This window comes from Streptomyces spiramenti (assembly GCF_012034385.1).
Taxonomy (GTDB): Bacteria; Actinomycetota; Actinomycetes; order Streptomycetales; family Streptomycetaceae; genus Streptomyces; species Streptomyces spiramenti.
The window spans coordinates 1-16,853 of record NZ_JAAVJB010000001.1; the positions used below are offsets into that span (position 1 = coordinate 1).

Consider the following 16,853-nt stretch of genomic DNA (forward strand, 5'->3'; position numbering starts at 1 on the left):
GCCGGCCGCGAGGGCCGGCGGAGGTAGGCGGTGACCGCGACCGCGACCGTCAACAGGCCGAGGCCCAACCAGACGACCCACGGCTCGGGCCACGTCCCCGGGGACGGCAGCCCCGGCGTCCGCCCCCCGTCCATCCCCGACACCACCACTGCCACCACTCCGACGACGGCGGCAGCCACCAGCAGCCGGCCCGACAGCCTGGCGGTGAGCGGGGCGGGCGTCGGGCGCCGCTCGCCCCGCAGCTCCAGCCGTTCCGACGGTCTCGCCGGCCGGGCCAGCCGCAGCAACAGCAGTAGGCCGAGCGGCACCTGCAACGCCCACACGAACGAACGGAACAGCCCGTCGAACCAGACGCTGGTGCCGTACAGCAGGGTGTGCCACACGCTGAGGACGTAGACCACGATGATGAAGCGGTGCAGAGCCCGCCACATGCGGGCCCCGGTGGCGTGGCGGAGGTAGTAGGCGAGACTCAGCGGAATCGCCAGGTAGAAGGCGAGCAACCCGATGAGGATGGCGAGGCGGCCGGTACCCGACGGGTAGTAGCCCGGGACGAAGCTCTCCGCGAACGCAGAGGCCACACGCCCGACCCACGAGGCCGAGTCCGCATGGTCGGAGCGGACGAACTCCAGGAAGAGCATGAAGGCGTGCAGGAACATCAGCGCGACGGTCGTCAGGCTGGTGGTGCGGTGCAGCTTCTCGGTGCGCGCGGCGGTCAGCCACGCCCACGGGGGTCGGGTACCGGACCGGAGCAGCCCCAGCAGGACGGTGACGTAGGCCCACAGCAACGCGGACCAGCCGAAGGCCTGGCAGAGCCAGTACATCCAGTGCCGCGGGTCGGCCAGATGAGGCATCACCTCGACGGTGGAGGAGGTGCCGTTCTCGATGCGTATCCACAGCCAGCCGAATATGAGGCCGGTGACCAGCAGCGCCAGACCCGCGTCCGGCAGGGTCGCCCGCAGGTCGGCCCGGAGCCCGGCGCGATCGAGCCGCGGGCGGCGCCGTGCCCGCGGCGCGGCGGTCCCGGGCGGCTCGGGCGTGCCGTCCCCCAGGTCGGGAACCACCGGGCCAGCCATCCGCCTCACACCCATCCGGTCACTCGGGATCATGCGCTGCGGAGAAGATACGCGGTGAACCGCCGCGGGATAAGGGGTGGACCGAGGATCCGCTCCGCGTTCACCCCGGCCGTCCCGGCGCCCCGCCGCACCCGGCGCGGCCGGTCGATCACCGCACGACGGCGGCCTCGGGAATGCCGAGTCGATCGTGGAGCGCCCCGTCCCACCCGGGGTCAGGGGCCGCGCCGAGCGGGTGCGACCTGGCCTCTCCGCGGAGTTCACCGTCACCGGAGCCACGGTGTGCACCGTGCACGACGACGCCGGCGTCGTCGTGCCGGGCACCACCGCATCGCACCGGTCGCGCGGGGGGGGGGGCGCGGCCTCCGCCGCTCCGCACACCTGCCCGGGACCCAGCGCGTGTGCGGCGCCGGCGGTGGTCACCGCGCCTGCGGTCGGTGGCGTCGGTCGCCGGTACGCGGCTCGGTGGTCGCGTCGGTGGCTCCCCAGGCGGCGAGCAGCCGCAAACCCCCTGCACTGGCCGAGCCGGGCTCGGCAGCGAAGACGGTGAGCGTGAGCCCGGGTTCGGCGGCCATCTCCAGCCCCTCGTAGGCGAGGGTGAGCTCGCCCACTGCCGCGTGATGGAAGCGCTTGGTGCCCGTCCCGTGGTGCCGGACGTTGTGGGCACCCCAGCGGGTGCGGAAGGAGTCACTCCGGGTGGAGAGCTCCCCGACGAGGTCGTGCAGCTCCTTGTCGTGGGGGTTGCGCCCGGCTTCGGTGCGGAGGATGGCGACGGTGACGTCGGCGGCCTGGTCCCAGTCGGGGTAGAAGCGGCGCGCGGCGGGGTCGAGGAAGGTGAAGTACGCCAGGTTCGCCTGGTTGCCGCCCGCGTGGACATCGGCGTAGAAGGCGTCGGCGAGCCGGTTGCCGGCAAGCAGGTCCATGCGGCCGTTGCGGACGAACGCGGGCCCTCCCGTGAAGGCGTCCAGCGTCCACTGCAGGCTCGGGTGGGGCTTCCACCGGTCGCGGGTCCGGCGGCGGCGAGGCCGCACCAGTGCGTCGGATCCGTCGGCGGCCCGCGCCAGGTGGAGCAGGTGGGCGCGTTCGGCGTCGTCGAGCCGGAGCGCTCGGGCGACGGCTTCGAGGACGGCCGGCGACGCACCGGCCAGGTTGCCGCGTTCGAGCTTGGCGTAGTACTCGACGCTGACATCGGCCAGCGCCGCGACCTCGCTGCGGCGCAGCCCAGGGACCCGGCGCCGGGGACCGGCGGGCAGCCCGGCCCGCTCGGGGGTGATCTTCGCGCGCCGTGTGGTGAGGAACTCACGGGCCGCTCGCTGGTTGTCCACCCCTCGACGGTACGTCCCGCGCGGCGGGCCGGGGATGTACTGGTGGTACACCCCTCGCCAGTGACTCGCGGGGTGTGCGATGTGGGGGTTACCTGGTTGGGGTGGTGCTTCACGCAGCGGCCCGCACGGCGGCTGCGCGAGCGCCCGGCCCCGTTCTCCCTCGGCGGCGGCTCCGGATGTCCGGCACCGTACGCCTCGCGACGTAAGGAATCCCCCATGCGCGGCGCAGTGATCCACGCCCCCCGTGACGTGCGTTTCGAGACCCTGGACGACCCGACGATCCTCCACCCGACCGACGCGGTCATCCGCACCGCCGTGACCTGCGTGTGCGGCTCGGACCTGTGGCCGTACCGGGGTGCCGAGCCGATCGGCGACCCGCATCCGATGGGTCACGAGTACGTCGGATTCGTCGAGGAGGTCGGCAGCGAGGTCACCGCGGTGCGGCCGGGCCAGTTCGTCGTCGGCTCCTTCGCGACCTGCGACAACACCTGCGCGAACTGTCGGAACGGCTTCACCTCGAACTGCCTGCGCCGAGAGTTCATGTCGACCTGCCAGGCCGAGTACGTGCGCATTCCCAACGCCCAGGGCACCCTGGTCGCGACCGACGGGGTGCCGGACGAGCGGCACTGGCCCGGCCTGCTGGCCGTCTCCGACGTGATGGGAACCGGCTGGTGGGCGGCGGACGCCGCCGAGGTCGGGCCCGGCTCCACCGCCGTGGTCGTCGGCGACGGGGCGGTGGGGCTCTGCGGGGTGATCGCGGCCAGGGAACTGGGCGCCGAGCGCATCATCGCCATGTCGCGCCACGAACCCCGGCAGCAGCTCGCCCGTGAGTTCGGAGCCACGGACGTCGTCGCCGAGCGCGGCGAGGAGGGCGTCGCCCGGATCAAGGACATGACGGGCGGCATCGGCGCCGACTGCGTCCTGGAGTGCGTCGGGACCCCCGAGGCCATGCGACAGGCACTGCACTCCGCCCGACCCGGCGGGAACGTCGGCTTCGTCGGCGTTCCCCACGACGTCGCCATCGACGGACAGGCGCTCTTCTTCTCTCACGTCGGCCTGCGCGGCGGCCCGGCACCCGTCCGCCGGTATCTGCCCGAGCTGATCGACCAGGTCCTGTCGGAGCGGATCGACCCCGGCAAGGTCTTCGACCTCGCCCTGCCACTGGACCAGGTGGCAGAGGGCTACCGGGCCATGGACGAGCGCCGCGCCGTCAAGGCGCTCCTCAAGCCCTGACCCGCACCGACCGCCCCTTCCCGACCGCCTTCGACCGCCTTCGACCGCCCTGTGAACGGGAGGAAGCCGTGCTGATCACCCGGAGCTCGATCGACACCGTGAAGGGGCCGCCCGATCGGTTCACCGGCGACGTCTGGATCGACGCCGTCGCCGCCGCTCCTCCCCCGTCCCGGGTCACCGCCTCACTCGTGCATTTCACGCCCGGCGCGCGCACCCACTGGCACAGCCACCCGCTCGGCCAGACCGTCTTCGTCACCGAGGGGATCGGCCTGTGCGGCCGTCGGGGTGGTCCGGTGGAGGTGATCCGGCCCGGTGACCGCGTCCTGTTCGAGGCCGACGAGGAGCACTGGCACGGCGCCGCACCCCACCGGTTGATGGCACACCTCGCCATCAACGAGGGCGACGAGGAGCACGCAGTGGTCCACTGGCTGCTCCCCGTCACCGACGAGGAGTACACCGCTGCCACCGCGGGCGGCTGAACCGAGGGCCTCCGCCCCGCACCGCCACCGGGCACCGCCCGCCGCCACCCGCGCGGCGGGGCGGGCCCGAGCGGCGGACACGTCCCCGACCAACCCGAACCCGAGGAGAACCACCATGACCACCTTCGCCCTCGTCGGAGCGGGCCCGGGCCTCGGCCTGGCCTCGGCCCGCCGCTTCGGACGTGCCGGCCACCGCGTGGCCCTGGTGTCCCGCAGCGCCGACAACCAGCGGGAACTGGTGGACCAACTGGCCCAGGAGGAGATCCACGCCCGCGGCTTCACCGCCGACGTCCTCGACCCCGCCTCCCTGACCAGGGCCCTGACCGAGGCCGCGGACGCGCTGGGCCCGGTCGAGGTACTCCAGTTCAGCCCCGTACCGCGCGGCGACTTCATGAAACCGGTCCTCGAAACCGGCGCCGCCGACCTGGACGCCCCGCTGACGTTCTCCGTCAAGGCGCCGGTGACCTGCGTGCGAACCGTCCTGCCCGGCATGCGCGAGCTCGGCCGGGGCACCCTGCTGTTCGTCAACGGCGGCAGCGCCGTCCGCCCCAACCCCGGTGTGGCAGGCACCTCGGTGGCGTTCGCCGCCGAGAGCGCCTACGCGGCGATGCTCCATGACGCCCTCGCGCAGGAGAGCATCCACGTCGCGCAGCTGATCATCCCCGGCGCCATCAGCCCGGACTCCGAGCGCTCCAGCCCCGAAGCACTCGCCGAGCGCCTGTACGGCCTCCACACGGAGCGGGGTGCCTTCCGGCACTACTCCGAGCCGATGCCGTAGTGAGCCCGGCGCGCCACGCCCGCCCCGGGCTGTGTTCCCCCGGCGGGGCGGTCGGCACGACGCGCTGTCGGACCTTCGGACCGGCCCCGTGGTCTCCGCTCGCCGGTCGGCGGCGGGCGCCGCCGACCGGGACCGGGACGTATCCACGGCTGGGGCTCCGGCGACCGCGGGCCCCGCCGGGGATTCGGGTGCGCCCGGGGCAACCTGTCGGCCCTCCCTGCGGTCTTGATCCCCGAGCGGCGCGGCAGGAGTTCGTCCGGTCCTCGTCGATGACGAGACGGATCTGCCACGCCGGACGACAGGCACGACCGTACGTTCGCCCCTGCTTCAATGGGCTCCTCCGGACGACCCGACAGCCGGGGCGGCGCGGAGGCGGGCAGCACCGGGCCACGGCGCCCGCGCGAGCCGACGGCACGGCACGTTCGCGACGACGGCACCGCCGAGCGCGGCGGCAGGGCAGGACCTCAGGAGGGCATGCGTGACCGAGACCAGCGACACCCCACCCACCGCGGGCCAGGAGCAGGAGCAGGGGCCGCGGCGCAGCCGGCTGCAGCTGCTGATGCGCTACCTCCCGCTGGTCGCACCCGTCCTGCTCTGGGTGGTACCGGGCTGGGTGCTGCTGCACGCGGGGCAGCGATGGCCGCTCCCCGTCGCGGCGGCGGGCACCGCGCTGTTCGTGCTCGGCCTCGTGGCGATGCCGGTCGCGATGGCGCGCGGCCACGGGCGACGCCAGCAGGACGCCGCGGCGGTCGTCGGTGACACCCTGCTCGGCGGTATCTGGGTGCTGTTCACCTGGTCCGTCCTCCTCGGCGCGTTGCTGCGGCCCGCGCTGGCGGCGGGCGGCGTCGGCGACAGCCAGGACCGGGCGCGCCTCGTGACGTGGGCGGTGCTCGGTGTCTCCGCCGTGCTGCTCGCCTGGGGTTTCGCCGAGGCACGCCGGGTACCGCGGGTGCGCCGGGTCGAGGTGCCGCTCGAACGCCTCGGGTCCGGTCTGGACGGTACCCGCGTCGTCCTGATCACCGACACCCACTACGGTCCGCTCGACCGTGCCCGCTGGTCGGCGCGGGTCTGCGAGACGGTGAACACCCTGGAGGCCGACCTGGTGTGCCACACCGGCGACATCGCGGACGGCACGGCCGACCGCCGGCGCGCCCAGGCCACCCCGCTGGGAACGGTGAAGGCGAGCCGGGGCCGTGTCTACGTCACCGGTAACCACGAGTACTACTCCGAGGCCCAGGGCTGGGTGGACCTCATGGACGAGTTGGGCTGGGAGCCGCTGCGCAACCGCCACCTGGTCCTCGAAGGCGGCGGCGACAGCCTCGTGGTGGCCGGAGTCGACGACGTCACAGCCGAGTCGTCAGGTCTGGAGGGTCACGGTGCGCATCTCGCCGGTGCCCTCAGCGGCGCCGACCCCGACCATCCCGTCCTCCTCCTCGCCCATCAGCCCAAGTTCGTCGACCGCGCGGCGGCCCACGGCATCGACCTCCAGCTGTCCGGCCACACGCACGGCGGCCAGATCTGGCCCTTCCACTACCTGGTCCGCCTCGACCAGCCGGCCGTCGCCGGCCTCAGCCGCCACGGCGCACGCACCCACCTGTACACCAGCCGCGGGACCGGCTTCTGGGGTCCGCCGTTCCGCGTCTTCGCGCCGAGCGAGATCACGCTGCTCGTGCTCCGTTCCACGCGGGCCGCCTCCTCCGGCGGCTGAGCGAACCAGGGACTCGCTGAACAGGCCGGAGGCTGTCCTGGTTCTCCCGTGCGCCATGCCGGCACGGGAGGAGCGGCGCCTCGCGGCCACGTTCACCGGACGAAGGGGCCTGCGCAGCGAGCCGTGGCCCGGGACCGCGGCACGCGGCACTGTCAGCACTGCTCGCCCGGTCGCTCTTGCTCTGCTGACAACAGGGAGGATGCCAGCAGAGCGACGACTCGGTCCTCGTCGTGGGACAGGTGGCGCAGCATCTCCCGCGCGATGGTTTCCTCCAGCTCGACGAGCGCCTGGGTCAGTCGGATCCGGGTCGCCGAGCCGGCCGCGGGTGAGGCGAGTTCCTCGGACACGGCGGTCGCGATGCAGGCCGCGTGTTCGGGGTCCCGGGACAGCCTTCCCAGGACCTCGGCCGCCTCCACGTCGTTGGAACCCTGCACCACCATGCGGACGAGCGTCGGCGCGGCAGCTGCCACGTCATGCCGCCCGAGAACCAGGGCGGCGCACCCGCTCACCGAGGGGTCCGGGTCCGCGAGGGCGTCCGCGAGCGCGGCGATCGCCCCCGGTGCCTCGGGCATCTCCGCGATCGCACGCACCGCGCGGCGCCGTGTCCCCACGTCCTCCGAGCGCACAGCCGCGGCCAGCTCCGCCGCTCCCTCACCACCTGCTTGGGGCGAGTACCCAACGCAACGCGCCCGCGACGTGAGGGTCGGATTCGGTCAGGACCGCCTGCTGCCTGCGCGCGGCGCTGGTCGAGTCGAACTCTCGCATCAGTTCGACGACGCGCAGGATGTCCTGCCAGCCCGTCGGCGCCGCCGCGTCGATCACACGGAGCCGCTCCAGCAACTCCGCTTCGCGGGCCAGGCGGCCTTCCGTCCACTGGATGAGGTTGCTGACCAGTTCGGACGCCGTGAAGGCCGGGTCCTCCAGCGCGCGACCGATCTGGTGGAGCGACAGCCCAAGGGACCGCAGGCTCTCCACGTGGAAGATGCGGCGGATGTCCCCGGCCGAGTACTCGCGGTAGCCACCGGCGGTGCGGCCGGGGCGACGCCGCCCACGACGTCGGCGAGCGTTCGGGCCCACGCGCGCACCGTTCGACTGGTGGCGGCCCGGTGACCGGTGCACGACTCGCGTACCGGCGTGACCCGGACTCGCCGCGCCGTGCCTCTCCCGCGCACGGCTCGGCCCAGGTCGGGTGGCGTCACGGGACGGGCGTCGCGCCCCGGACCGCGGTGGCAATGGCGGCTTCGGTGTCGGCGACGGCCAGCACGGCGTTGATGTGAGAGCCGGCGAGCGCGCCTGCCGCGGCGGAGGCGCCCACCTGCGCGGAGAGATCGGTGGCGTTGCCGGCGACCCAGACGCCGGGCACGTCGGTGGTGCCGGCGGTACCGGAGGCGAAGCGGCGGCCCATGGTGTCGGGCAGATCCTCCATCGGGAGCTTCAGGCCGTCCAGGCCTCCGGTGCGGGCCTGCATCCGCGTGGCGACGGCGAGGACGCTGCGGGTCACGACCGAACCGTCCGTCAGGCGGACTCCCGCGAGCGCGCCGCCATCGTCGGTGACGACCTCCCGGACCGGGGTGTCGACGATGCGGATGCCGCGGGCCTCGAAACGGGTGCGGGTGTCCCCGTCCGGCAGGGTGCCGTGGGTGAAGTAGGTCAGATCCTCGGTCAACTGGCGGAACAGCAGTGCGTGGTGGACGGAGGCGGGGCCGGTCGCGAGAACACCGATGGGCCGGTCGCGCACCTCCCAACCGTGGCAGTACGGGCAGTGCACCACGCCGTGCCCCCAGTGCTCGGCGAGCCCGGGGATCTCGGGCAGCACGTCCCTCAGGCCGGTGGCGACCAGGAGGCGGCGAGCGGTGATGCTGCGGCCGTCGGCCAGGGTGACGGCGAAGCGCGGGTCCCCGTCGGCCGACGGGTCGGCAGGGTCGGCGGCAGCCACCTCGCCGAAGACGATGCTGCCGCCGTACTGGCGCACCTGCTCCCGGCCGCGCCGCAGGATCTCCTGCGGAGGGGTGCCGTCCAGGACGATGAAGCCGTGCATGGCTTCGGCAGGCGCGTTGCGCGGGGTGCCGGCGTCGATCACGACGACCGAGCGGCGGGACCGGGCCAGCATCAGCGCACCGTTGAGCCCGGCGGCACCCCCGCCGATCACCACCACGTCGGCGATGTCGTCGGGCAGTGTGTCGCCGGTTTCTCCTGCGTACGGTGAAGTCGTCTCAGTCATCTCGTCCTGCTCTCTCGTCGTGTGCGGTGCCGCACTGGGGCTTTCTGCACACGACGCTAACCCCGCATTGCATCCGGGGCATACAATGTTGCGCATGACGCAAGAGAGTGGAGAGCTGGACGGCCTCGTACGCAAACGCATCCGAGCGCTACGGGTGGCGCAGGGCTGGTCGCTGGAGGAACTGGCCACCCGAGCCCACCTCAGCCAGTCCACCCTGAGCCGCATCGAGAACGGCCGCCGTCGCCTCGCGCTGGACCAGCTGGTCACCCTCGCGCGCGCACTCGACACCACGCTGGACCAGCTCGTGCAAACCGCCACAGACGACGTCATCACCAGCCCGACGATCGACAGCACGCATGGCCGCATGCGCTGGACCCTGAAGTCCGACCCGGGCATGAGCGTGGTGCGTCAGCACCTGACCGCTCCCCCGCCCGACAACCCGGCTCGCATGCGCGCCCACCCGGGGCGCGAATGGCTCGTCGTGCTCTCCGGTACCGCCGTCCTCATGCTCGGCCACCGGCGGTTCCGCGTCGAGACCAACCAGGCCGCCGAGTTCCCCACGATGCTGCCGCACGCCATCGGCGCGGAGGGCGGCCCGTGCGAGATCCTGGGCCTCTTCGACCGTGACGCCCGCCGCGGTCACCAGCGTGACGACGGCACCGACGCTCAGGACTCCCCCGCCACCGCCTGACGGTGCGAGCCACGGCGGTACGACCGCCAGGGCAGCAACAGGCTGGGCGGCTTCACCGGCACCAGGGTCTGAGGCGGTGAAGCCGCCCCGCTGGGTCCTGTCTGGTGAATGGCGCCGGCGGACGGCGTTCAGGGGCGCTGAACGGGAGGATGCGTGGACTGCACTCGTCCGCGCCGTCGAGCACGGCTACGTCGGTGACGTCGGTGACGTACAGCAACGATCTCCACTGTCGGAAGCGGTTGCCCGACCGTGGGGCGGCTTCCGAGAGGCGTCCGGAGAAGGCGAGGGAACAGACCGGCAGGGCTCCCATCAGGGCACGGGGCAACACGGCGCATCGGGTCAGGGCCTCCCGTACGAAGCATTCCAGGGGCGGTGAGGCGGCCCCCTCGCAGGGGTTCAGCCGCCGGCAGCCTCCGTCGGCGACCGGCTGGTCACCGCTGTGACAGGCCGTGTCCGGCAGCCGCCGAGATCACTCGCGAGGTCTCGGCACGCGTGCGGCCTGCGGACCCAGGCGCACTGGCGCACAGGCGGACAGGTCCCGGATGCCTCCGCTTCTCTCCGGCCGAATCAGGGAAGGGTCTCGGTGATCGCTGCTGTGTTCCCGAGGAAACACCCGTTCCGTGCCCAGCCCGGAGAAGAGGTTCACCTTCATGGCACGTCAGACAGACGCCACCGAGAGTCTCCTTGCCTACGTCAGGGATGTTTCGCTTCGCGACGACGAGATCCTGCGAGGGCTGCGGGAGGAAACAGCGCAGCTTCCCGGTGGTTCGAGCATGCAGGTCATGGCGGAGGAGGGCCAGTTGCTGGCCCTTCTCGTCAGGCTCACCGGAGCCAGGTCGGTGCTGGAGCTCGGCACCTTCACCGGGTACAGCGCGTTGTGCATGGCACGGGCGCTGCCCGTCGGCGGCACGGTCGTGACCTGCGACGTCACCGACCGGTGGCCGGAAGTCGGCGCCGCCTACTGGAAGCGGGCCGGCGTCCAGGACCGTGTCGACCTGCGTCTCGGGGACGCGACGGACACCCTGGACGCGCTGTTGGCGGAGCGGGGGGCCGGGGCCTTCGACCTCGTTTTCATCGACGCCGACAAGACCAACTACCGCACGTACTACGAGAAGTCGCTCGTGCTCACCAGGAGCGGCGGCCTTCTGGTCATCGACAACACGCTGTACTTCGGACGCGTCGCGGACCCGGGATTCGACGATGTCGACACGGTGGCCGTCCGCGAACTCAACGCCGTGCTCGCCTCGGACGAGCGCGTGGACATCTCCCTGCTGCCGATGGCCGACGGCATCACTCTGGCCCGTAAACGCTGAGCAGGCGACAGGGGCGGCCCCGGTACGCTCGGCGTGCGTGCCGAGGCCGCCCCGGCGGTGTCAGGCCAGAGCGACCGCGCTGACCTCGATGGTCGTGGAAGCCTGGCGTGGCGCGGGCCGCAGGTGCAGACGCTGGATGCTGTCGGTGGCTGCCGGCGGGAGGGTGTCCGCGCAGGAGCACGGGTCGCCCTCCTGGAAACCGGCGAAGCGGTAGGCGATCTCCATCATCCGGTTGCGGTCCGTCGGCCGGAAGTCGGCGACCAGATGCGTGTCCGCGCGAGCCGCCTCGTCGATGAGCCAGTTGAGGAGGGTCGCGCCCGCACCGAAGGACACCACGCGGCACGAGGTCGCGAGGAGTTTGAGGTACCACGCCTCGGTTCGGCGTTCCAGAAGGAGAACGCCGATCGCGCCGTGCGGCCCGAACCGGTCGGTGAGGGTGGCCACCAGGACCTCGTGGCGGGGGTCGGAGAGGAGTCGGCGCAGTTCCGCGTCGGAGTAGTGCACGCCGGTGGCGTTCATCTGGCTCGTACGGAGCGTGAGTTCCTCGACGCGCGACAGCTCCTCCTCGGTTGCGCGGCCGATACGCAGGTCCAACTCCAGCGAGCGCAGGAAGTCCTCGTCCGGTCCGGTCGCCTCCTCCCGCGCGGCCTCCCTGCGGAAGCCCGCCTGGTACATCTGGCGACGCCGCCGGGAGTCCACTGTCTGCGAAGCGGGGGTGAACTCCGGCAGCCCTGGGAGGAGTCGTGCGGACTCGGCCTCGTAGCAGCGGACCTCGGGCAGGTGGTGGGCAACCTCGGCGCGTTCGGCCGGCTGGTCGTCGATGAAGCCGACGGTGGTCAGGGCGAAGCCCAACGTCTCGGCGATCCGACTCACCGAGACCGACTTGGGCCCCCAGCCGATCCGGGGCAGCACGAAGTACTCGGCGATGCCGAGCTCCTCCAGGCGGGCCCACGCGGGCTCGTGGTCGTTCTTGCTGGCGACGGACTGGAGGATGCCGCGCGCGTCCAGCTCCACGACGACATCGCGGATCGCGTCCGGCAGGGTCACCACGTCGTCCTCCAGGAGGGTCCCCTGCCACAGCGTGTTGTCGAGATCCCAGACCAGGCATTTCAGTACCTGGTCCGGGTGTACGCCGGCCACCGCGGGCGTCACCGCGGTCGCCGGGGTGGCCGCGGGCGTGTTCGTTCCGGGGGTCGTCACTCCGGTTCCCTTCACACTGTCCTGCCGAGGAGGTGCCGGGCGAGCATCAGTTGGCACATCTCGTTGCTGCCTTCGATGATCTCCATCAACTTGGCGTCGCGGTGGGCGCGGGCCACGACATGCCCGTCCCGGGCCGCGGCGGATGCCAGTACCTGGACAGCGGTGGCCGCGCCACGAGCCGCGTTGCCCGCGCTGACGTGCTTGGCCAGGACCGTGGCGACGACCTGCTCCGGTGAGCCGTCGTCCCAGCAGCGCGAGGCGTGCTCGCAGACGCGGGTGGCGGTCTGCTCCGCGACGTAGAGCTCGGCGAGGTGGCGGGCGACGAGCTGGTGCTCGCCCAGCGGGACACCGAACTGCTCGCGCGTGGCGGCATGCCGGGTGGCGGCCGTGAGGCAGCCGCGCAGGATGCCGACGCACCCCCAGGCCACGGACATCCGGCCGTAGGCGAGAGCGGTGGTGACCAGCAGCGGCAACGGCAGCGACGAGCCGCCGAGCACATGTCCGGCCGGGACCCGCACGGCGTCCAGGGCGACGTCGGCGTGCCCGGCCGCGCGGCAGCCGAGCGGATCCGCCACGCGCGTCACACGGACGCCAGGAGTGTCGGCGGGGACCACGACGGCCACCGCTTCGCCCCCGCCCACCGCGCCCGCGTCCTCTCCGCGGTCGCCGCTCCCGTCATACCTGCCGAACAGGACCAGCAGGTCGGCGTAGTGCGCGGCGGTCACCCAGACCTTGTGCCCGTCGAGGACGACCGAGTCGCCGTCGCGGCGCACCCGGGTCGTCATGGCGGACAGATCGCTTCCGGCGGCGCGTTCGCTGAACCCGGCCGCGGCGAGACCGCCGCCGGTGAGTCGGGGCAGGAACGCCGCGCGCTGCTCGGCGGTGCCGAAGCGCTCGATGGTCCAGGCAGCCATGCCCTGCGAGGTCATCACGGAGCGCAGCGAGCTGCACAGGCTGCCGACGTGCGCGGTGAACTCGCCTGCCGCGGCGCTGGACAGCCCCCTGCCGCCGGAGACGACCGGGACCTGGGCACACAGCCACCCGGCGGCGCCGAGTTCCCGCAGCAGGGGGACGGGAAGCAGCCCCGCACGGTCCCAGGCGTCGGCCTCATCGGCGACGAGAGCGGTGACCATGGCGGACGGATCCTCCCACGGGGTCTCCGCGTCGGGGGAGACGGCCGCGTCCGGGGCGGGGGGCTCGGTCAGCAACCGGTCACTCATCGGTTGCTCCGCCCGCCGGAGTCCGGAGTCGCTCCACGAGCGCCGTCATCGCCGTGACCGTACGGAAGTTGTCCAGCCTCAGGTCGGCACCGCGGACGGAGATGCCGAAGCTCTTCTCCAGGTGCACCACGAGTTCCATCGCGAACAGCGAGGAGAGCCCGCCGGAGGCGAAGAGGTCCGCGTCGGTCCCCCAGGGCCGCTTGGTCCGCGCCTCCAGGAAGCGCAGGATCTCCTTCTCGGTGGCCTCGGTGTCGAAACTGCTCATCGGTTCTCCTCCTGGTACACGTAGAATCCGCGGCCGCTCTTGCGGCCGAGTTCGCCCTGCCGGACCTTGTCGAGCAGCAGGTCGCAGGGGCGGCAGCCCTCGTCCCCGGTGCGCTGGTGCAGAACGCGCAGCGAGTCCACCAGGTTGTCGATGCCGATCAGGTCGGCGGTGCGCAGCGGGCCTGTGGGGTGGCCGAGGCAGCCCTCCATGAGCGCGTCGACGTCCTCGACCGTCGCGGTGCCCTCCTGCACGACCCGGGCAGCGTCGTTGATCATCGGGTGCAGCACGCGGCTGGTGACGAACCCGGGGGCGTCCTTCACGACGACCTGCCTACGGGTGAGGACAGTCAGCAGCGCGCCGACCCCGGTCATGGTGTTCTCGCCGGTCCTGGCTCCCCGGATGACCTCGACGGTCGGGATCAGGTACGGCGGGTTCATGAAGTGCGTACCGACGACGTCCTCGGCTCGCTCCGCGTGGCCGGCGAGCTCGTCGATGGGGATGGACGAGGTGTTGGAGATGAGCGGGGTGCCGGGACGTACCCGGGCCGAGACGTCCGCGAGCACCGTGGCCTTGATGTCGGCGATCTCGGTGACGGCCTCGACGACGGCGGTGGCGTCGCCGACGGCACCGGTGCCCGTGGCCAGTTCGAGGGCCCGGGTGTCGGCGGCGGCCGGGAGGCGTCCCATCAGCTGCGCCATGCGCAGCTCGCGGTCGATGTCGTCCCGGGCCCGGTCCAGCCGCTCCTCGTCGATGTCGACGAGGAGTACTGGTACCCCGTGTCCGAGGGCGAGTGCGGTGATGCCCACCCCCATGACCCCGGCGCCGAGGACGGCGATCCGGTGGGACACGGCGGTGTGCGGATCGGGGGCGGTGCGCGGCGCTCGCGTCATGCGCCTCTCTCCTAGGGTGCTGGTGCGACGTCAGGGTGTGGTGGCGGTCGAGGGGGTGAGGACGGTGTCGAGCCAGTCGGTGACGGCCCCGGCCGTCGTGCCGACGTGCTCTTCCATGAGGGAGAAGTGGTCGCCGGGTACGTCGACGACGCTCTGGGCGGTCGGCCAGGTGGCGCGCCAGTCGCCCGCGGCGGGGTCCGGTGCGCCGAGCGGCTCACCGGCGCGCACCAGGAGAGTGGGCGCCGTCACGGGGGGAGGCGTCCAGCTGTCCAGGAGGCGGAAGTAGCGGCCCATGGCGGTGAGCCGGGTGCCGTCCATGGGGGCGGCCCGCTCCTCGCGCGCGAACATTCCGCCGATCAGTACGTCGTTGAACTGCGTCATCCCTTCGTTGTCGGAGAGATAGGTGTCGAGCAGCACCACCGCTGCCGGACCGGCGCCCAGTTCCTCCAGGCGGGCCGCGACGCCGTGCGCGAGGGTGCCGCCGGAGGAGGAGCCGACCAGGACGAGCGGCCGATCGCCGAGTTCCGCGCGCAGCGTGCGGGCCTGGAAGTCGAGGAGTGCGGACATCCCGGCCGGGACGGGTTCACCCGGCAGGAACCCGGGGGCGGCGAGTGCGCTGACGCCGTAGCGGTCCCGGAACCGGGCGGCGAAGCGCGCGTACTGGTGCGCGCCCCCGAGCGCGACGACGGAGCCGAAGCAGACCAGCTGCGGGGCGTCGTCGTCCCGGCACAGGCGCAACAGCTCGGGCCGTGCCGCCGCTGCCTGGAGTTCGTCCGCGGTGCGGAAGTCCGGGCGCAGGGCGGCGGCGTGCTTCAGCAGCGCGATGCCGTCGTCCACCCGGCCCAGTTCGCACGCCTGGCGGAACAGCGTGCCGACGGGGTCGGTGGGCACGGTCGCGGGCCCGTGGTCGTGCGCGGGCCCCGTGGCCGGCTCGGCGCGCAGCAGCTCGGCGAGTCGGTCCGGGCTGCCGCTGTCGAGGACCGCGGTGGGGCGCAGTCGCAGGCCGGTACGGGCGGCGAGGCGGTTGCGCAGTTCGACCGCGGTCAGTGAGTCGAAGCCGACGGCGAGGAACGCGTCGTCCGGGCGCAGCGCCTCGGCCGTGGCGTGCCCCAGCACTTCGGCGGCCTGTTCCAGGACGAGGTCGAGGAGGATGCGCCCCTGCTCGTCGCTGTCGGCGGTGGCGAGGCGCTGTCGCAGCCGCGCGCTGTCGGACCCGGTCCGGGGCCCGGGCTGCGTCTTGACGAGGGATCGCATGATCGGGGGCACCGTCGGGCCCCGGTAGGCGGAGAGGTCGAGGTGGACGGGGACGAGGACGGGCGTGTCGGCCCCGGAGGCGGCGAACGCGCGGTCGAACAGCGCCGTGCCCTCCGCCGCCGTGAGGCCGCGCGCGCCGCTGCGGTGCAGGCGGCGCAGGTCGGTGTCGGACAGGTCGGCGGTCAGGCCGCTGCGCTGCTCCCACAGGCCCCAGGCCAGTGAGGTGGCGGGGAGGCCCAGGCGGTGCCGACGCGTCATCAGGGCGTCGAGCGCCGCGTTGGCCGCGGCGTAGGTGGACTGGCCGGGGCTGCCGAGGACTCCGGCGGCCGAGGAGTAGACGACGAACGCCGTCAGCTCCGCGTCCCGGGTGAGGTCGTGCAGGTGGTGGGCCGCGTCCACCTTGGGCCGCAGCACCTCGCTCAGCCGTTCGCTCGTCTGTGCCTCCAGCAGACCGTCATCGAGGACGCCCGCGGTGTGCACGACGGCACGCAGCGGGTGTTCCGGCGCCGTCGCGGCCAGCACGTCGGCGAGCGCCGCGCGGTCGGCCACGTCGCACGACACCGCGGTCACCTGAGCGCCCGCCTCCCGCAGCTCCTCACTCAGTTCGGCGACACGGGGGCTGTCGGCGGCACGGCGCCCGAGAAGCAGCAGATGGCGGACGTCGTGCCGGGCGACGAGGTGGCGGGCGAGGACGGCGGCGAGGACACCACCGCCGCCGGTCAGCAGCACGGTACCGTCCGGGTCGAAACTCGCGGCTCCGCTCGCGGGGGGCGGCCCGGCGCGGACGAGTCGCGGTACGTGCATCACGCCGTTCCTCACCGCCAGTTGCGAATCGTCAGTGGCGAGGGCGGCGGGCAGGCACCGTGCCGTCGCTGCCGGGTCGTCGATGTCCAGCAGGACGAAACGCCCGGGGTGTTCGAGCTGGGCCGAGCGCAGCAGACCCCAGACGGCGGCGGACGCGACGTCCACGGGGACCGTGCCGAGGTCGACGGCGCCCCGGGTGAGGATGACCAGCGGGACCGTGGCGGACGCGGCGTCCGCGAGCCAGTCGCGCACGCGGTCCAGGACGGCCGCGGTGGCGGCGTGCACTGCCTCGGGCGCGCCGCCGCCGGTGGGCGGCGTGTGGGGGCGGCGTGGCGGGCTGGTCCGAGGGGATCCAGTCGACGCGGTACAGCGACCGGTCGGTGGCGCGCGGCGCTTCGTACG

Annotated in this window: 16 protein-coding genes; 6 read left to right on the forward strand and 10 right to left on the reverse strand. The window is 73.0% G+C overall.

Annotated elements, in window-relative coordinates; translation table 11 throughout:
- The coding region (locus HCJ92_RS00005; protein ID WP_167931243.1) for a ferric reductase-like transmembrane domain-containing protein at positions 1-1,073 on the reverse strand (1,073 nt) is incomplete at its 3' end.
- Between the two features lie 416 nt (positions 1,074-1,489).
- Entirely contained in the window at positions 1,490-2,395 is a 906-nt protein-coding gene (locus tag HCJ92_RS00010) for an MmyB family transcriptional regulator (protein WP_167931244.1), read from the reverse strand.
- A 216-nt stretch (positions 2,396-2,611) separates the two neighbouring features.
- Between HCJ92_RS00010 and HCJ92_RS00015 the strand changes: the two genes are divergently transcribed.
- The 4 genes from HCJ92_RS00015 to HCJ92_RS00030 all read left to right on the forward strand — a co-directional run bounded on the left by HCJ92_RS00015 (position 2,612) and on the right by HCJ92_RS00030 (position 6,593).
- Entirely contained in the window at positions 2,612-3,628 is a 1,017-nt protein-coding gene (locus HCJ92_RS00015) for a zinc-dependent alcohol dehydrogenase family protein (protein WP_167931245.1), read from the forward strand.
- Between the two features lie 68 nt (positions 3,629-3,696).
- A complete protein-coding gene (locus tag HCJ92_RS00020; RefSeq protein ID WP_167931246.1) occupies positions 3,697-4,107 on the forward strand; it encodes a (R)-mandelonitrile lyase in 411 nt (136 codons plus the stop codon).
- Positions 4,108-4,222: 115 nt separating this feature from the next.
- Positions 4,223-4,885, forward strand: a complete 663-nt coding sequence (locus HCJ92_RS00025) for an SDR family NAD(P)-dependent oxidoreductase (RefSeq protein WP_167931247.1) — start codon at positions 4,223-4,225, stop codon at positions 4,883-4,885.
- A gap of 478 nt (positions 4,886-5,363) precedes the next feature.
- Entirely contained in the window at positions 5,364-6,593 is a 1,230-nt protein-coding gene (locus HCJ92_RS00030; RefSeq protein ID WP_167931248.1) for a metallophosphoesterase, read from the forward strand.
- Between the two features lie 152 nt (positions 6,594-6,745).
- Here HCJ92_RS00030 and HCJ92_RS24550 read toward each other — a convergent pair whose 3' ends face one another.
- From HCJ92_RS24550 to HCJ92_RS00040, 3 genes are all read right to left on the reverse strand, one after another.
- Positions 6,746-7,219, reverse strand: coding sequence for a HEAT repeat domain-containing protein (locus HCJ92_RS24550; RefSeq protein ID WP_338053924.1), 474 nt, complete (start codon positions 7,217-7,219; stop codon positions 6,746-6,748).
- Between the two features lie 25 nt (positions 7,220-7,244).
- Positions 7,245-7,670, reverse strand: coding sequence for a MerR family transcriptional regulator (locus HCJ92_RS24555; protein WP_338053925.1), 426 nt, complete (start codon positions 7,668-7,670; stop codon positions 7,245-7,247).
- Between the two features lie 118 nt (positions 7,671-7,788).
- Positions 7,789-8,814 carry an NAD(P)/FAD-dependent oxidoreductase gene (locus HCJ92_RS00040; protein ID WP_167931249.1) on the reverse strand — a complete coding sequence of 342 codons (1,026 nt, stop codon included), beginning with the start codon at positions 8,812-8,814 and terminating at the stop codon, positions 7,789-7,791.
- 94 nt (positions 8,815-8,908) lie between these two features.
- Between HCJ92_RS00040 and HCJ92_RS00045 the strand changes: the two genes are divergently transcribed.
- Both HCJ92_RS00045 and HCJ92_RS00050 read left to right on the forward strand, forming a co-directional pair.
- On the forward strand, positions 8,909-9,505 hold the full coding sequence (locus HCJ92_RS00045) for a helix-turn-helix domain-containing protein (RefSeq protein WP_167931250.1): 597 nt from the start codon (positions 8,909-8,911) through the stop codon (positions 9,503-9,505).
- 650 nt (positions 9,506-10,155) lie between these two features.
- Positions 10,156-10,818 carry an O-methyltransferase gene (locus tag HCJ92_RS00050; protein WP_167931251.1) on the forward strand — a complete coding sequence of 221 codons (663 nt, stop codon included), beginning with the start codon at positions 10,156-10,158 and terminating at the stop codon, positions 10,816-10,818.
- Between the two features lie 60 nt (positions 10,819-10,878).
- On the opposite strand, the gene HCJ92_RS00055 is transcribed toward HCJ92_RS00050, so the two are convergent.
- The 5 genes from HCJ92_RS00055 to HCJ92_RS25715 all read right to left on the reverse strand — a co-directional run bounded on the left by HCJ92_RS00055 (position 10,879) and on the right by HCJ92_RS25715 (position 16,703).
- Positions 10,879-11,931 carry an HAD-IIIC family phosphatase gene (locus tag HCJ92_RS00055; RefSeq protein ID WP_167931283.1) on the reverse strand — a complete coding sequence of 351 codons (1,053 nt, stop codon included), beginning with the start codon at positions 11,929-11,931 and terminating at the stop codon, positions 10,879-10,881.
- Between the two features lie 98 nt (positions 11,932-12,029).
- A complete protein-coding gene (locus tag HCJ92_RS00060; protein WP_209310520.1) occupies positions 12,030-13,151 on the reverse strand; it encodes an acyl-CoA dehydrogenase family protein in 1,122 nt (373 codons plus the stop codon).
- 79 nt (positions 13,152-13,230) lie between these two features.
- Positions 13,231-13,503, reverse strand: a complete 273-nt coding sequence (locus HCJ92_RS00065) for an acyl carrier protein (RefSeq protein WP_167931253.1) — start codon at positions 13,501-13,503, stop codon at positions 13,231-13,233.
- Positions 13,500-14,393, reverse strand: coding sequence for a 3-hydroxyacyl-CoA dehydrogenase family protein (locus HCJ92_RS00070; protein WP_167931254.1), 894 nt, complete (start codon positions 14,391-14,393; stop codon positions 13,500-13,502). The genes HCJ92_RS00065 and HCJ92_RS00070 overlap by 4 nt, the downstream gene beginning before the upstream one ends.
- Before the next feature lie 30 nt (positions 14,394-14,423).
- Positions 14,424-16,703 carry a type I polyketide synthase gene (locus HCJ92_RS25715; RefSeq protein ID WP_420824649.1) on the reverse strand — a complete coding sequence of 760 codons (2,280 nt, stop codon included), beginning with the start codon at positions 16,701-16,703 and terminating at the stop codon, positions 14,424-14,426.
- Positions 16,704-16,853: the final 150 nt, after the last annotated feature.